Source organism: Nonomuraea sp. NPDC005650, from assembly GCF_040605375.1.
Taxonomy (GTDB): Bacteria; Actinomycetota; Actinomycetes; order Streptosporangiales; family Streptosporangiaceae; genus Nonomuraea.
This window is the reverse complement of the sequence record NZ_JBEXCR010000028.1, coordinates 1-15,220: the sequence shown is the minus strand read 5'-3', so window position 1 is coordinate 15,220 and position 15,220 is coordinate 1. Positions and strand designations below refer to the sequence as shown.

At 68.0% G+C, this 15,220-nt stretch carries 19 protein-coding genes and 1 pseudogene; 6 read left to right on the top strand and 14 right to left on the bottom strand.

Translation table 11 applies throughout. The annotated features are described in order from the left end of the window. From ABZS69_RS40265 to ABZS69_RS40245, 5 genes are all read right to left on the bottom strand, one after another. Positions 1-1,389: an FAD-dependent oxidoreductase gene (locus ABZS69_RS40265; RefSeq protein ID WP_355381810.1), complete on the bottom strand. Its 1,389-nt coding sequence runs from the start codon at positions 1,387-1,389 to the stop codon at positions 1-3. Between the two features lie 81 nt (positions 1,390-1,470). Then, positions 1,471-2,148, bottom strand: coding sequence for a hypothetical protein (locus ABZS69_RS40260; protein WP_355381555.1), 678 nt, complete (start codon positions 2,146-2,148; stop codon positions 1,471-1,473). An 8-nt stretch (positions 2,149-2,156) separates the two neighbouring features. Further along, positions 2,157-2,642, bottom strand: coding sequence for a DUF3224 domain-containing protein (locus tag ABZS69_RS40255; protein WP_355381553.1), 486 nt, complete (start codon positions 2,640-2,642; stop codon positions 2,157-2,159). Between the two features lie 103 nt (positions 2,643-2,745). After that, complete coding sequence (locus ABZS69_RS40250) at positions 2,746-3,381, bottom strand: TetR/AcrR family transcriptional regulator (RefSeq protein ID WP_355381551.1); 636 nt, start codon at positions 3,379-3,381, stop codon at positions 2,746-2,748. 210 nt (positions 3,382-3,591) lie between these two features. Continuing rightward, a complete protein-coding gene (locus ABZS69_RS40245; protein ID WP_355381549.1) occupies positions 3,592-4,311 on the bottom strand; it encodes a GntR family transcriptional regulator in 720 nt (239 codons plus the stop codon). A 39-nt stretch (positions 4,312-4,350) separates the two neighbouring features. Between ABZS69_RS40245 and deoC the strand changes: the two genes are divergently transcribed. Continuing rightward, complete coding sequence (gene deoC / locus ABZS69_RS40240) at positions 4,351-5,190, top strand: deoxyribose-phosphate aldolase (RefSeq protein WP_355381548.1); 840 nt, start codon at positions 4,351-4,353, stop codon at positions 5,188-5,190. Positions 5,191-5,445: 255 nt separating this feature from the next. Here deoC and ABZS69_RS40235 read toward each other — a convergent pair whose 3' ends face one another. Further along, positions 5,446-5,733 carry a hypothetical protein gene (locus ABZS69_RS40235; RefSeq protein WP_355381546.1) on the bottom strand — a complete coding sequence of 96 codons (288 nt, stop codon included), beginning with the start codon at positions 5,731-5,733 and terminating at the stop codon, positions 5,446-5,448. A gap of 721 nt (positions 5,734-6,454) precedes the next feature. On the opposite strand from ABZS69_RS40235, the pseudogene ABZS69_RS40230 reads away from it, so the two are divergent. Continuing rightward, positions 6,455-6,790 (top strand): annotated as a pseudogene (locus ABZS69_RS40230) (IS5/IS1182 family transposase); the annotation flags it as partial. Positions 6,791-6,813: 23 nt separating this feature from the next. Here ABZS69_RS40230 and ABZS69_RS40225 read toward each other — a convergent pair. Then, positions 6,814-7,650, bottom strand: a complete 837-nt coding sequence (locus ABZS69_RS40225; RefSeq protein WP_355381808.1) for an NAD(P)-binding domain-containing protein — start codon at positions 7,648-7,650, stop codon at positions 6,814-6,816. Between the two features lie 75 nt (positions 7,651-7,725). Here ABZS69_RS40225 and ABZS69_RS40220 point away from each other — a divergent pair, with 75 nt between their 5' ends. Then, the gene (locus ABZS69_RS40220) at positions 7,726-8,052 is read left to right on the top strand and encodes a winged helix-turn-helix transcriptional regulator (RefSeq protein ID WP_355381544.1); all 327 of its coding nucleotides are present in this window, start codon (positions 7,726-7,728) and stop codon (positions 8,050-8,052) included. Positions 8,053-8,187: 135 nt separating this feature from the next. Here ABZS69_RS40220 and ABZS69_RS40215 read toward each other — a convergent pair whose 3' ends face one another. From ABZS69_RS40215 to ABZS69_RS40200, 4 genes are all read right to left on the bottom strand, one after another. Next, complete coding sequence (locus ABZS69_RS40215) at positions 8,188-8,751, bottom strand: integrase core domain-containing protein (RefSeq protein ID WP_355381543.1); 564 nt, start codon at positions 8,749-8,751, stop codon at positions 8,188-8,190. Positions 8,752-9,036: 285 nt separating this feature from the next. Then, complete coding sequence (locus ABZS69_RS40210) at positions 9,037-9,630, bottom strand: TetR/AcrR family transcriptional regulator (RefSeq protein WP_355381541.1); 594 nt, start codon at positions 9,628-9,630, stop codon at positions 9,037-9,039. Between the two features lie 44 nt (positions 9,631-9,674). Then, positions 9,675-10,034 carry a DoxX family protein gene (locus ABZS69_RS40205; RefSeq protein ID WP_355381539.1) on the bottom strand — a complete coding sequence of 120 codons (360 nt, stop codon included), beginning with the start codon at positions 10,032-10,034 and terminating at the stop codon, positions 9,675-9,677. Between the two features lie 695 nt (positions 10,035-10,729). Beyond that, a complete protein-coding gene (locus tag ABZS69_RS40200) occupies positions 10,730-10,876 on the bottom strand; it encodes a hypothetical protein (protein WP_355381537.1) in 147 nt (48 codons plus the stop codon). A 49-nt stretch (positions 10,877-10,925) separates the two neighbouring features. Here ABZS69_RS40200 and ABZS69_RS40195 point away from each other — a divergent pair, with 49 nt between their 5' ends. Then, on the top strand, positions 10,926-12,266 hold the full coding sequence (locus ABZS69_RS40195; protein WP_355381535.1) for an OmpA family protein: 1,341 nt from the start codon (positions 10,926-10,928) through the stop codon (positions 12,264-12,266). 38 nt (positions 12,267-12,304) lie between these two features. Here ABZS69_RS40195 and ABZS69_RS40190 read toward each other — a convergent pair whose 3' ends face one another. Then, positions 12,305-12,463 carry a hypothetical protein gene (locus ABZS69_RS40190; RefSeq protein WP_355381533.1) on the bottom strand — a complete coding sequence of 53 codons (159 nt, stop codon included), beginning with the start codon at positions 12,461-12,463 and terminating at the stop codon, positions 12,305-12,307. Between the two features lie 600 nt (positions 12,464-13,063). Between ABZS69_RS40190 and ABZS69_RS40185 the strand changes: the two genes are divergently transcribed. Together ABZS69_RS40185 and ABZS69_RS40180 are read left to right on the top strand one after the other, a co-directional pair. Further along, positions 13,064-13,822, top strand: coding sequence for an NBR1-Ig-like domain-containing protein (locus tag ABZS69_RS40185; protein WP_355381531.1), 759 nt, complete (start codon positions 13,064-13,066; stop codon positions 13,820-13,822). A gap of 109 nt (positions 13,823-13,931) precedes the next feature. Beyond that, a complete protein-coding gene (locus ABZS69_RS40180; RefSeq protein ID WP_355381529.1) occupies positions 13,932-14,333 on the top strand; it encodes a hypothetical protein in 402 nt (133 codons plus the stop codon). A gap of 18 nt (positions 14,334-14,351) precedes the next feature. Here the strand turns inward: ABZS69_RS40180 and ABZS69_RS40175 are convergent, their stop codons facing one another. Continuing rightward, entirely contained in the window at positions 14,352-15,008 is a 657-nt protein-coding gene (locus ABZS69_RS40175; RefSeq protein ID WP_355381527.1) for a hypothetical protein, read from the bottom strand. A gap of 29 nt (positions 15,009-15,037) precedes the next feature. Beyond that, positions 15,038-15,220, bottom strand: a 183-nt coding sequence (locus ABZS69_RS40170; protein ID WP_355381525.1) for a transposase, incomplete at its 5' end; no start/stop codon positions are given.

The window sequence follows — 15,220 nt, the reverse complement described above, 5'->3', positions numbered from 1 at the left end:
CTACGCCGAACGGCGACAGCCCTGCCACCCGCGGCGGCGGGTACGGCTTCGGCCCCAAGGGCAAGCAGGGCTGTCGCCAGGTCTCCCGGGAGCGTCGGCGATCAGCGCGGCGCGATCCGCCCACGGCTGCGCGGCCTGCCCCGCGGCGCCGGAGCTGATCAGGACGAACCGGCCGTCGCGCAGGACCTCGTACAGCCGGCCGCCCGTGGTGGGTCCGTCGGGCGCCCGCCGTCCGGTGAGCGGGTGGGCCCCGGGTGTGGGCGGCGGGTAGGAGATCTCCAGGCCGGACAGCAGCCCGAGGATGCGGCGGCGGCCTGGGCCGGTGCGCAGGGCCGCGGCCATGGCGCGCCGCCCGAGTTCCAGCTGCAGCCGGGAGCCGGTGAGCACCATCCGGGTGAGCCGGTCGGTGATCGCGAGGATGGCTGCGCCGACAGGGTGGCGTTCGGCGTGGTAGGTGTCCAGCAGCCAGGGCGGTGCCCAGCCGTGTACGGCGGCGGCCAGTTTCCAGCCGAGGTTGATGGCGTCTTGGAGGCCGGTGTTCATGCCTTGGCCGGCCATGGGGGAGTTGACGTGTGCGGCGTCGCCGATCAGGAACACTCGTCCGGAGCGGTAGCTTCGCGCCTGGCGGCGTTCGGTGACGAAGCGGGAGATCCAGCGGGGCTCGCTCATTTGGTAGTCGGTGCCCGCGATGCGGCGGAAGGCGTCCTGGATCTCCGCGAACCGGGGTGGCTCGTCCTGGCCGGGGCCGTCCAGCAGCCAGGCTCCGACCCGGAACCAGCCGTCTCCGAACGGTACGGCGATCACTGCCCCGTCCGGTCCTGTGGTGTTGATGGGCGGGCTGCCCTCGGCCGTCTCGGGGATGCGCACGTCGGCCAGCACCATGGGCAGGGTGTAGGTGTCGCCTTCGAATCCGGCGCCGATGAGGTCGCGTACGGTGCTGTGGGCGCCGTCGGCGCCGATCACGTACCCTGCGCGCAGGTGGGAGCCGTCCTGTAGCCGCACGGTGACGGCTTCGCCGTCCTGGGCGAGGCCCGTCACGCGGGCGCCGCGCACGATCTGCGCGCCCAGCTCGGTGGCGCGCGACTCCAGCAGGTGCTCGGTGCCGCTCTGCGGCACGATGAGCATCATGGGGTAGCGGCTGTCGAGCCGGGTGAAGTCCACGTGCGAGGCGTAGGCGGGTGACACCCGACCGATCGCGTGGCCGCGCGTCACCAGGTCGTCGGCCAGTCCGCGGGCGTCGAGCAACTCCAGGGCCCTGGCATGTACGGCGAAGGCCCGGGTGATGTTGGGCTCCTCGGCCCGTTGTTCCAGAATCCGGCAGGAGATGCCGGCCAGGGCGAGCTCGCAGGCGGCCATCAGGCCGCTCGGTCCCGCTCCCACGATGAGCACGTCGTCCAACGGTCCACCTCCACGAAGAGCCGGTCGGAAGGGTGCCGGGCGGGCGCGGGCCCGCCCGGCGGGTCGGCTCCGTCATGCCGGGGCCAGGAAGTGGGCGCGGTGGTGTTCGACCCACTGGGCGTAGGTGTGCGGGCGTTCGCCGGTGAGTGTCTGCACGGTGTCCAGCACCCGGTGCGGTCGTTCCTGTGCGGACCTCAGGATGTCCAGCAGTTGCTCCACCGCCGGCTCGGGGACCCATCGCCGCAGTTCGCCGGCGGCCTGGCTCGCTGGAGTCTCGTGGAAGCGGGCCGGTCGGCCGGTCACCTCGCCGATGATGCCGACCCGCTCGATCTGGGTCAGCGCCTGCGGGCCGGTGACCTCGAAGGTGCAGCCGGTCAGGCCGTGCGTCAGGAGGTGGGCGGCGACGGCGGCCACGTCCCGCTCGTCGACGGGGGCGAGCACGGCGCCGCCGTACGCCCCGGCGGCCACTCCGGACGCGGCCAGGTCGTCGGCCTGCCGGGGGATTGTGCTCGGCCCGTGGCCGCCGCCGCGGAAGTACCTGCGGCGGCCGTAGGTGACCGTGGTGTGGTGATCGGCCAGCAGGGGTGCGAACGCGGCGAAGTGGGTGGCGTCCACCCCGCCTCCCGGTACGAAGACCAGCGCGGGGCCGGCACCGCGGACCTCGTAGTAGATGCGCGCGCCGCCGGCCTGGACGTGGCCGGGACGAGCGACGGCCTGGCCGCCAGGTGCGTTGCCCGGCATCGCGGACATCTGCGGCCTCACCTGTCGAACCAGTGGGTGAAGCGGTCTTCGGCCCGCCAGGTGCCGTCCGGTCCCAGCGCGACGGTGAACGTGCCGCGCCCGCGCAGCCCGGCCAACTCGTCGGTGCCGGAGCCCGGGACCACGGTCCAGAAACCCCGCCCCACCCCGGGCCGGTCCCCGTAGCCGTAGCTGGTCAGCACGAAACTCCCCGACCGGCCGTCGATCGTGCCGACGACCCGCTCGACTCCGGCGACGATCTGTGACCCGTCCGGCTGGACCACCCGCACGTGGTCGGCGTGCCCGGTGCCCTCGATACCACCGGTGAACTTCTCCGTCATGAGCGTGGCGAACACCGCCGGACCTCCCGCGACCTGCGGACCGATGTCCTGCTTGTCCATCGTGAGCACCTCGACGGAGCTGGTGTGCGTCACCGCGTCAGGCGGCGGCTGCTCCTCCGCAAAGGCGACGGGTCCCTCGGTGAGCCCGCCCCAGGTGAACGGCATGTGATTCCTTCCCTTCTGCCGGATCTGGCCGGCAGCTATCAAACCAAACTGTTCAGTTTGATTTAGAGGCAAGCGAAAGGACGAGCCCGGCGATCCTTCGCCTTCAGGTGACCGCGCGCAGAAACAGGTCCACGATCCGCTCGACGCGCTCGCGATCCGGGGCGGCCACCGGCCCGTCCACGGCCACGATCCCGTCCGGCAGGATGTAGGTGAGCAGGCCGCCTGTGAGCAACCGGGTCGCCGCCTCCACGTCCTCAACCACGACGACCCCGGCCTCGCGCGCCCGTTCCAGCAGCTCGGCCACCAGGAGCCGGATGCCCCCGGTGATCGTCTGCGCCCACAGCCGCCCGATCTGCGGCACCCGCGGAGAGTCGGCGATGATGACCCGTGACAGCGCGAGATAGTCGCTGCTGGAGATGGCCTCCAGCACCTCCGACGCCAGCTCGATCAGCGTGGCCCGCAGCGCCGGCAGCGAGTCCACCGGCCGATCGCCGTCCAGCACCGCATGATCGCGATTCAGCCTTGCCAGAAGTGAGCTGAGCACGTCGACCATGAGCTGCTCTTTGCTGCGGTAGTAGACGTACAACGTCTGCTTGGACACGCCCGCGGCCTTGGCAATGGCGTCCGTGGTCGCGCCGGCGAACCCCTCCGCCAGGAAGACGCGTGTCGCCCCATGGCGGATCTGAGCCCGCTTGGCCTCGCTCCGCGCCGACTCCCGGGTCGCCTTGGTCGCGTTCACGCTTCAAACCGTACTGTTCAGTTTGATTCTGCGTCAAGAGGTCGCCATCTGATCGCCCTGGGCTTCTTGGGCGGTTGCCCAAGGTCGTTTCCCGACGCTCTCACTTGAGTTGTTTCGTTACGTCGATCCGGCGCATTGCCCGACGCGGCCCGGCGATTGGAGACGTTGTCACGCTGGGTGGCAGGCGTCGTCGGCCGGGGTCGAGGGGCGTCAGGTTGTGGCAACGGAGAAGTCGACCTTGAGCGCGTAGCGGTGTGCGACGTAGGAGCTGACCGTGTATTCGAGGGGGTTGCCGTGCTGGTCGACGATGGAGCGCGTCTCGACAAGCATCGGCGTGCTGGGGTCGACGTCGAGTTCGGGTGCGTCTTGGTCGGCCGTGCGTGCTGTGAGGACGGAGGAGCCGAGGGTCGGGTGCGGTCCGAGGCGGCGGAGAGCCTGGTGCAGCGATCCGGTCTCCAGGTCGGCGGTGACCAGTGCGTCGAGCGCGGCGGGAAACGTCGCGTGTTCGATGGCCATGGGCAGGTCGTCGAAGAGCCGGACGCGGCTGATGGCGACCACGGACGCGGGCTGCGTGGCGGTGGCCGGGTAGAGAGCGGCCTTTTCCTGGGGGGAGGCGGGGCGCACGGTGGCCTCCAGGACCCGGGAGCGCGGCGTCCGGCCGGCGGCGAGGGCCTGATCGTGGAAGCTCAGCAGGGTGCCGACGGGCCGGGCCGCGGCGGCCTGGCGCACGAAGCTGCCCCGCCCGGGTACCCGCTCCAGTAGGCCGTCGCGTTCCAGCCGGACCAGGGCGGCGCGTGCTGTCATCCGGGAGACGCCGAACTCCTGCGCCAGCCGCGACTCGGAGGGGAACGGGTCGCCGTCGGCGGCGGCTTCCAGGCGTCGGCGCAGCTGCTTCTCGATGCGCTCGTACAGCGGTTGCGACGCGGCCATGGCGGTGTGTTCCTCCTCGGTCGAACGGTCGGTTCCAGTGTGACGCCAGTCGACACCACCGCCCGCACCTGTATAGGCTGTATATACAGCTTAGTCGGCGATCTGAAGGAAGGCATCATGTCCGTGGCCTCGATCGACGTCCCGCGCTGGGACGGTCCCCTGCCCTCACGCGGCGAGGTGGCGAAGATGATCGACCATTCGCTACTGCGCCCCGAACTGACTCCCACCGAGGTCGAGGACGGCTTGGCGACCGCGCTGGAGTACCGCACGGCGTCGGTGTGCGTACGGCCGGCCGACGTGCCGGTGGCGGCCGCCGCACTGCGCGGCAGCCAGGTCGCCGTCGGCACTGTCGTCGGCTTCCCGCACGGTGGCAGCACCACGGCGGCGAAGGTCTTCGAGACCACCGAAGCGATCTCCCTGGGGGCGGAGGAGATCGACATGGTGATCAACATCGGCCGCCTGCGCGGCGGCGACATCGCCTTCGTCCAGGACGAGATCGCCGTCGTCGTCCGGGCTGCCGAAGGACGCCCCGTGAAGGTGATCTTCGAAAATGCCTACCTGACCGACCACGAGAAGACCAGCGGGTACAAGGCAGCCGAGGCTGCCGGCGCGGCCTTCGTCAAGACCGGCACCGGGTTCGCCCCCGGCGGCGCAACGGCCGCCGACATCGCCCTGATGCGACGCACCGTCTCCTCCCACGTGCAGGTCAAGGCCGCCGGAGGCGTCCGCACCCTGGACGCGCTCCTGGAACTCCGCCGGCTCGGCGCCACCCGCTTCGGAGCCACGGCCACCGCGGCCATCCTCGACGACCTGCAAGGCCGCTACGAGGGCAACGCGCCTGTCGCGGATACCGCCGGCTCCGCAGGGGCCGGGTATTGAGCACCCTGGCGGCTCGGGCGCGGGACCGAGGGGACCGCGCATGCCTTGGAGGGCTTGCGGTTGAGCTACGAGACCGGTCAGCGGGGATGGACGGCCAACTTCCTCGCCCAGCCGGCCCGGTTCGCCGCCGTGCGCGGCGAGGCCGCGGAATGCCGCGAGCTGGTCCGGCAGACGCTGGAGATTACGCTCCCGCTGCGCGAGTGGGTCGCGACCGCGACCGGTGCCCTGGGGCTGCTGGTGCTGGGTGAAGACGCTTCAGGGGAGGCGTTCACGGAGTTGATGCGCCTGATGGACCGGGGTTCGCCTCGATCCAATGACTTCGTCGCCTTCGCGATGCTCCCGGACCTGGTCGAGGCCGCCGTACGCGCCGGACATCCGGAACCGGCCCGGCGGGTCGTCGCGGCCATGGAAGCTCAGAGCGGTGGCATCCGCGGGCCCGTCGCCCTGGCCCGGAAGCACCGCCACCGCGCGATCCTGGCAGACGACGCGCACGCCGAGTCGCACTTCCGGAGCGTGCTCGCGGACGGCGGACTCGACCAGCACCCCCTTCGATCGGGCGCGGACCGAACTTCTCTATGGGGAATGGCTGCGTCGCAACCACCGCAGGACCGAGGCCCAGCCGATACTGAGGGCCGCAGGCGAGACGTTCGAGGCGCTGGGAGCGGCACCGTGGGCACGGCGCGCGGTCGCCCAGTTCCGCGCGGCCGGCGGCACCGTACCCCGCAAGAGCCGGGCGGTTGCCGCTCTGCTCAGCCCGCAGGACCTCGACTGATCTTCCAGGACGTCCATGCAGGTCAAGCGGCATGTGTGTATTCACGGAGGACTCCGCCAAGCCTGTCTCGTCGGCGGACGTTGACGTCGACGAGACCCGCTGGGTCGGTGATGGGATCCGGGACCGCGCGTAGGGAACTGGCCTGAACCAGGGATTGATGGGCTCGGTGCTGGTTGTAGAACTCCTCGTGCTCGCGTGGGACATGAACCAGGTGGAGCCCGACCGAATCGGCATGGCCACCGACTTGGTCCAGACCGGGCACGCACGCGGTCATGGTCACCGGCGCGTGGCACATCGCGCATGCGTCGGGGCCCGGAGTGGCATCCTGAACGCCGTAGGTCGTCGTGGCAGCTTCGCCCTGCATATCTTCATCGCATCGTCAAAGATCTCTGATGCCTGGGCAGGCGGTCCCTTGGGATCGGCCGCCGGACCTCCATGTGCGAGGGATGGCCGGGCTGTAACCCTCGGATGCCGTTACTGGATGGGGACCTGCCCACCCTGGACCTGCTGGACGACCTCGGCCCGCTGGCCGACAACATCACCGTTCGCCTGGACGCGGGCTATGACTCCGGCAAGACCCGCGACCTGATCGGTGAGATCGCCCGCAAGGGCGTCAAAGCCCCCGTTCAGGCCACGCAGCGCCGGCACATCGAGCGCACGAACGCATGGCACAACGCCTTCACCCGGCCGGCGCGCTGCTACGAACGGTGTACACGCGTCGTCGAGGAGTTCTTCGACCTGGCCGATACAATCATCACCGTCCGTAGCCTCATCCGCCGCGCCTGGACCACCCACCGCTGGGACGAGCGCCCCACCAGGCGACCATGACCTTGGGCCTATCGCGCGAGCATTCAGCCCGGTTGCTTGATGCTCTCGATGATTCGGGCGAAGCCTTCCACTCCGTGGCCCGCATCGATCTGGCGCTGGATGAGCCGCTGGACCATGGCGACCACTTCGGTGCTGATGCCCTGATCGGAACTGGCGGCAAGGAGGTCACTGAGGTTGGAGAACTCAAGGCTCTGCTGCCCTTCGACGGTGTAGTCCCCGCCGTCGATGACCGCAGCGAACCCGTGGAACGCACCGGTCATGGCGGTCTGCCACGGTGCGGCCATGGCGGCGAACTCGCGCGCCGTGATGCCGGTCGGCGCGACCATGGCGACGCCGTGCATGAATCCGGCGAACATGACGTACATGCCCGCGAGCAGGGCGAGGTCGTACAGAGACGCCAGCCCGGCATCCTTACCGAAGTAGGTACTGGTTCCCCACAGGTCGAGCAGCGGCTTGTACTGGTCGAAAACGGCGGCCGATCCGCTGTAGAGGATCGATGACCCGGGCTGGCCGATCATTGCCGGGACGGCCATGATGCCGCCGTCCAGGTACGCGACCCCAGCATCGGCAGCCCAGGCGGCGATCTCGCGCGACTGCTCCGGTGACGTCGTGGTCACGTTGATCAACGTTCGTCCGGCCAACTCGTCGGCGAGCGGATCGAGCACCTCGTGGACCGACGCGTGGTCCAGCAGGCATGCAATCACCAGCCGGCCGGCCCGGACCGCGTCGCCTGCCGTGGCGACCGCCTGCGCCCCCTGCGCAACCAGGTTGTCCGCCTTTCCCGCTGAGCGGTTCCAGACCGTTGTCGCGTGTCCGGCCTCCACCAAGGCGGTTGCGAGAGCGTTGCCCATCGCGCCCAGTCCGAGAACGCTCTGGAGGGGCGGATGGCAACTTCAGCACGACGTGGCCCCTATTTCTGTGGCATCGATGCCACGATGGACGTAGTCGCCGGGAAGTGGAAGTCCCTGATCCTCTGGGAATTGCACAACTACGGGACCCGCCGGTTCGCCGAGCTCCGGCGCGGTCTGCCGGGCGTCAGCGAAAAGATGCTGATTCAACATCTGCGGGAGATGGAAGAAGACGGGCTCGTGCATCGGGAGGTGTACCGCGAGGTGCCGCCGAAGGTGGAGTACTCCCTGACGGAGCACGGCATCTCGCTCAACGCCGCCCTGGCCCCCTTGGGGCAATGGGGCACCGAACGCATGCGGCGGATCGGGGCCGAAAAGGTCTCCGTTGACGTTGCCGCGACGGTTCGGCGATAGAAGCGGATGGGTCGGATCGTAGATCGTGCGCTGTGACAGCGATGGCAGTGCAGGTACAGGTCTCCCGGCTCTCATAGAGCGTCGCAACTCCGTGATCACCAGGATCGGTGCCTGAACTGGGCGTTCGCAGGGCAATCAGGCTGCTCTGCGGTACTCGCTGATCAGTCCAGTGACGGTCCTTCGACGGTGGATCCGGGAGGCCATGTCGATCACCTCACCAGGTTCGTGCAACGGCGGGCGAAGCTGGTGCGGACGATGATGGTTGAGATGGCGTTCATACTCGGCCAGGACCTTACGCAGGTGCCGCTCACCATAGATGAGCAGGTGATCGAGGCACTCACGGCGTAGCGTTCCCGCGAACCGCTCCGTGAATGCGTTCGCCCGTGACGACCGGACGGGCGTCTTGATGACCCGCACACCAGTGGCGGCGAACACCTCATCAAACGAGCGGGAGAACTTGCCGTCACGGTCCCGGATGAGAAACCTGAAGGCGCCGGCGCGTTCACCCAGGTCCATCAGCAGGTTCCGGGCTCGCTGGGTGGTCCATGCAGCGGTCGGGCTGGAGGTGACGCCCGGCAAGCGCACGCGGCGACGGGCAAGCTGGCCGGCATCGGCATCCGCCCGTGTGACGAGGTGGAGCCCCTGGAGAACCTCGATTCCAGAACCCACTGGATCAAGAACCCGGCCGGTGTCGTACATCTGCTCGCAGAGTCGGGCTGATCCTGCCGGCCCGCGGTGACCACCGCGCGAGACGTGAAGTGATCGGCGCCGGAGAGGGGCAGGACCGATGACGACGGTGCCGTGGTCACACTGGCACCCGCTCGGGAGTGACAGGGACGACCGGGGTTTACGGCCCCGGTGGGATCAGGGCGGAACATCGTCAAGCCCGTGGTGTCTCCCACCAGCCGAGAACGCTTCGGCCCTGACCGGCGCCCATGCTCCTTCACGACTGGGGAAAAGGTGAAGGGCCGGCGCATGGCCAGGTCACGGTGGTGACGTCGTGCCATCCCGTGTCTGGCTGGAGTCATCCGGTACGAGTGGCAGGAGGATTTCATAGAGGTCGCGAAGCTGGTCAGCGTCGACGGGGGGAAAGACGACAGTTGCTCCAACCGCGAGCAGGTAGGGCAACAGGGCCGCCGTCCGGGCCTCCTCGTCGCTGGCGACGGCTGATCGCCACACCCGCTGGAGTGCGGACAGTCTGGCCTCGTCAAGGCGGGTCTGCACGGCACGCACATCCGCATCCCATGTCGCCCACGCCCGCAATGCGACATCGATTTCTGGACGATAGAGTCCTGTGCCGCCAGGGCGGACGAGTTTCGTCAACCGTGCGAGGATTACCCGGGCACCAGCCGATTCGCCGACCTCGGAAATTGCATTCTCGAACATTTCGATCGATAGCTGCTCGAAATAGGCGAGAAGCGCTTTCTTGTATCCCTCGGCACCATCGAAGTGATAGTGGAACGACCCTTTCGACAGGTTGAGTCGAGCGGCGATCCGGTCGATTCGAATCCCTGCTGCGCCTTCTTCTGCGAGGACCTTCAAGCCTTCGTTCAGCCACCGGTCTCGTGCCGTGCTCATCCGGCAAACGTACCACCGGGTATGGAGCGGCCCGCGCCCGAGCTTCATGCCATGAAGCTGAAGACGCCGACTGCGACGCAGATCAGCAGCATGACGGTGGCGTTGAGGAAGAGGTTACGGCCAAAGTCGCGGGCCGCGATGTGCATCGCGATGGCGACCATGAAGTAAAGGACGAGCGCGACACAGGTCACGGCACCGAGATACGGCAGCCACACGCCCAGGATCAGACCGGCCGCGGCGGCGAACTTCAGCGGTGGCATGATCCACCAGTGACGTCGCGGCCAGTTCACGTCTTCGAAGCACTGGGCGATGAACGGAACGGGCTTGATGCACATGACGGCGTCACCGGCCTGGATGATCGCCAGGACGACAACCGGCCAAACCGGATCGGGCAATGCTGACACGTCTCTCCTTGGGCAATGAATTGCTCACGATGCGCTAATACCGTACCATACCGTATAGTACGGTCCTGGAGGGAGGCCGGCCTTGCCGGAGCTGGTTTGGACGATCTTGTCCTCAGCGTGTGGGTGCCGAAACGCCGGCAGGCAATGGATGGGCGACGCGCCGGTCCTGGTGCCCATGAGAGAAAGAGGGGTGCGTGACGCGATCGGCTGTGCGCGTTCAGGAGAGGAAGAGTGTGCGGCGCAGAGTGGCGCAGTCAGCCACGACGCCGATGTCGGCGGCAGTCCTGATGTGCGGTGGAGCTCTGCTCACGGCCGCGACTGCTCAAGCGGAATCAACGCAGCGGATTCAGGTCCAGACCTCGATCGAGGCCGCGTGGGTACCGTCATTTACCGCAAGTGCGACTGGGACAGCCCGCATGGTTGCTGCGAATTCGCATTGAGTAAGTAACGACCGCAGCTCGCCATTCCCGCTATGCACGTATTACCCAAGGCCATCCGAAAAGGGGTCTCTCATGCAAAGAAAACTTCGGGCTGCAGGAGTTGCCGTAGGCCTCGCTGGTGCAGCTCCGGGCTTGTTCCTGGTGGTGTCGCATGCGCGCGACTGACGGGCAGGACGCCTCAGGCCGGGGTGTGTGCATCGCTCTCCCGCGGCCTGAGCGCCAACATTTCGGACAGGATATATTCTTCCCCAATCCTCATCGGATCCTGGCCCTGAGCACCGTAATCACGCTGGCCACGGCCGGGTGCGGGGCGCTGCCGATGAAGGAAGCCGCGCCCCCGCCCGCCACCACCGCGCCGACGTCGAGTGCCCCGGCCACCAGCGCTCCACCCGCCACCGCCACGGCATCGGATCATGACGCCCGGCCGGCCCTTGCCGAAACCCGCAGTACCATGACCGAGAACCTCAAGGTCGAGGTCGTCGGCCTCAATCGCGTCAAGGGCAAGCACCTCATCGCCCAGATCCGGCTGTCCAACACCGGCACCGACAAGCATCTGTCCTGGCCCGGCGAGATGGGCGACCGCACCCGCCCCCTCGGCGCGATCAGGTGGGCCTCCGGCATCGGCGTGCTCGACGCGCAGGCCCGCACCTGGCTCCTGCCGTACCAGCCCGCCGGCTCCCCCTGCCTGTGCAGCGACCGGGACCGCGACGGCCTCAGCCGCTTCATCGACCCCGGCCAGTCGATCAACGTCTACGCGGTGCTGCCCGCACCGTCGGGCAACCCCGCGACGACCACCGTCGTCACCCCCGTGGCGCCGCCGATGCTCAACGTGCCCATCAGCGACGAACCTCCGACCGGCGACTTCCCCGACCCCGATGCCGAGCCCGTCACCCCGGTCACCCGCCGCCTCATCCTCCCCTCCGAGTCCCTGGACAAATCAGAGGAGACCGCCGACGACGGCAAGGAGTTGCAGGTCAACCTCTCCTCCGACGTGCTGTTCGCGGTGGACAAGGCCACTCTCACCGCCCAGGCCAAGTCGATCATGGCCCGCACGGCCAAGCTCATCGACGCCTCTCCCGCCACAGTGGTGACGGTGGCGGGCCACGCCGACTCCTCCGGCAACGACGCCATCAACGACCCGTTGTCGCTGCGCCGCGCCCAGGCGGTGCAGCGCGCCCTGTCGGCACTGCTGTCCAGGGACGGGGTCGGCTTCCAGGCCAAGGGGTACGGCTCGCGCCGCCCGCTGTACGACAACGACAGCGATGAGGGCAAGCGCCGCAACCGCCGCGTCACGGTGACCTTCCCCAAACCTCAGCCCGCTGCCCAGGAAGCGGTGGCCACGACCTCTCCCGGTGCGACCGGCCTGACCGGCACCACCACGGCGGACGGCCGGCCCATCGCCATGGAGGTCGCGGGCCTGCGCCGGCTGCCCGGCGGCCTCGGCCTGCTCACCTACAAGATCACCAATGAGGGACCGGCCGAGACCTGGTTCCGAGACCTTCACCACGCCCAGGACTGGGAGGCGTACAAATACCAGGCCGCAAGCAACGTCCGCGTGACCGACGTCGCCGCGCGCCGCCAGTACCTGCCCGGCCGCCTGGAAGTCCCCACCGGCGACGGCGTGGACTCCTACTGCGCATGCACGGACGTCTCCGGCGTCCGCATCAGCACCGAGAAGTTCGCACCGGGCCAGACCCGCGAGTTCTGGACCCTCTTCGCCCTGCCCGACACCGCCGACACCCTCAAGGTCAAGATCGGCCCGTTCCGCGACCTCCAGGTCCCCATTCAGTAAGGGGTCATGTGCTCATTTCCGTTGTCGCGGCCCTCGGGCTAGGCGCGGCCTCCGCCCTCGATGGACACGATCGAAGCGGTCTGGAGCCTCTTGTGCCCCTTGACGACCGCCGTGTATTTCTTGGTGGTCCAGCTCAGGCTGTACTTGATGTACAGCTTGCGCTTGTTGCCGCACCGGTTGTGCCAGTACACCGTCACGGACGTGTTGCCGTCCCCCCAGGACCAGGCGAAACATCCGGCGACTCCGGGACGTCCGCCGACGCCGGAGTGGCGCTGACACCGACGCCCAGACCGGCGACAACGGCGGTGGAGGCGGCGACGACGGCCGCTCGGGTTCGCAGGCCGGCCATACGAGTGATCACGGACATCAACAGTTCCTTTCTACTGTGCTCAGGTCACCTCGCCGAGCTGCGGATTCAGCCGGCCGGACCGGCGTGCCCGGGGACGTCGACGGCAGGGACGACGCCCCGACAGCCGCGATGGTCGGCGGGCTGAATCATCCCCCGTTGGGAGTCCCTTCGCAGGGCCAGCGCCGATCCCAGCGAACTTTGTCCCGGCTCCGTCCAAGGACCGGGCTTGGACATTGGACGGAGCCAGTGGGAGGAAGAGAAGGGTGCCACCGCCAGCCACCGGTAGCCGACACACGAGGAAGGTGAACAGGACGTGGAGACGCAGGGTCCCAGGAAGCGACGAGGACGACAGCCGACTCGGCCCGATCCCGACTGGGGGCCGACAGGGGCGTTCGCCGACAAGCTGGTGCAACTGAAGCAGGCGGCCGGCGACCCGTCCTACGCGGAGATGGCCTCCCGGCTCGGTGCGGCGGCCTCGAAGTCGTCCCTGGCCGGCGCCGCACAAGGACGCAAGCTTCCAACGTGGGAGACAACCTGGGAGTACGTCCGGGTCCTGGCGGTCGACCGCCTGGGCGGCGACCTGGAGAAGACCCGGGAGGAATGGCGGGACCTCTGGGAGCGTGCCAGGGCGGACAGTTCCCTTGCCGGCATGGGCACCATCGATGGGACGCAGGACGAGGCGCCGCCGTTTGACGCGGGGACGGATCCGGCTCTCCCACCTCGGCCTGCGCAGCGCAGCCGTCTCCTCTTCTACGTGGTGGCCGCGGCCACGATGGCGGTGGCTGGAGCGGTGTTCTTCGCACTGGCCACGAAGGCGCTCCGAAACAATCCCCCGCCCTCAGGGCCGATGATGAGCCCGGCTCCCGTGGACGACTCCGAATTCGTGGCCGACGTCACGTACCCGGACGGTTCGAAAGTGCGGCCGGGCTCTTCCTTCAAGAAGGTATGGAGAATTCACAACACCGGAACGGTCGCCTGGGAGGGCCGGTTTCTGGCACGTGTCAACAAGTCCCCGTGCCGGTCGCCGGAAAAGGTGACCATACCTTCGACGGCGCCCGGCCAGACCGTGGACATCGTGGTGCGGGTGAAGGCGCCGGATAAACCTGGGAACTGCCGCGTCTACTGGAAGATGGCCGATGCGCAGGGTCGAGTGCTGTTCCCGCTCAAACGCGGGGTGTTCCTCGACGTCCAAGTGGGCTCGTCCTGACCTGCGATTTCATTTGTCCAACCAGTGGAACGCCGCTTTTGGACGGGCTCTGGACAAAGATTCCTTGGTCGGTTGGAGGACCGGGTGCCAGCATGGTGGCCAAGGCGCGATGCGACGCCTTTCCATTCAGCCGCACGAATATCCGATCACGGGAGAAGCAAAAGTGACCAAGGTAAAGCGTTCGCTGGCCGTCGGCGTCGGCGTGATTTCCGTACTGGTGTCGATCGGCGGCGGCGTTGCGCAGGCGGCGGCCTCCTCCACGCTCACGGCAAGCGGAGCGAGGGTGGTATGCAATACCCCCGGCACTGGCAACACGACCGTCTGGGGAAAGTGCTGGAACAACGGGACCAGGACCGGTAAGGCTCGCCTGGTGTTCTGGTGCAAAAATATGATCGGCAATGGTTCCAAGCAGAAGAGCACCGGCTGGAAGAGCATCAAGCCCGGCAAGACGGTCAAGTTCGTGGGTGAGTGCACGTTCAAAGCCCGCAACCCTGACTTCCAGATCCGCTGACCTCACGCGGGTTCCGCGTTACTTGGTGACATCCAACGCTGCGTGCATGCCCGCGGCGTAATGCCCCGGAAGGTGCACAGCAGCTCGTACCGTCCAGGGTGCAACGTGAGCGTCACCCAGCTCACGGAGCCCGGCGCGATGCCCTGGCCCTTCGCGAGCGGTAGCACGACGAGTTCGTGGGCCAGGGTGCCCGTGCTGGACGCGCGGAACGGACACGGTGCCCTCCGGGACCTTGCCCGGGGTCACCGTCACGCGCATCGGCCCGGACGTCATGTCGGTCAGCTTCACGTCCACCACCTTGCCCAGCAGCGGCGGAGGGGTGCGGTGTTCGGCGACGTGTGCGATGGGTGCCGTCGAGAACTCCTGGATCGATGCCTGCTTTTCAACGAGCGCCACCTGCGGCATGCCTTGCGCGAGTATGAGGAGTTCTACAACCGGCATCGGGCCCATCAAGCCCTGGACCAGGCGACTCCACTCCGCGCCGTCCCGCCCGCCCACCGGGATTTCCGCGTCCTCTGCCGTGAACACGCGGGCGCCGCCACGTCCGTCCAGCTCGATGCGTTCCACCGAGCGCAGGATCTCGCGGCCGTCGTCGTGCCGCTTGATCACCCCGGACGCGCCGCCGGTGACGTCCTGGCCCACGCCGACAACCACGTTCACGGTGCCATCGGACATTTGGCCGGGACTAAGAGCTGTTTCTTAGATCAGGTGCGGAGCCAGATGATCAGGGCTGCCAGGGTGATGGTGCCGTGAAAGATGTAGGCGCGTTTGTCATAACGCGTGGCCACGGCCCGGAAGTTCTTCAGCCGGTTGATCGCCCGTTCCACGACATTCCTTGCCTTGTAGCGTTCGGCGTCGAAGCCGGTGGGCCGTCCCCCGGCCGAGCC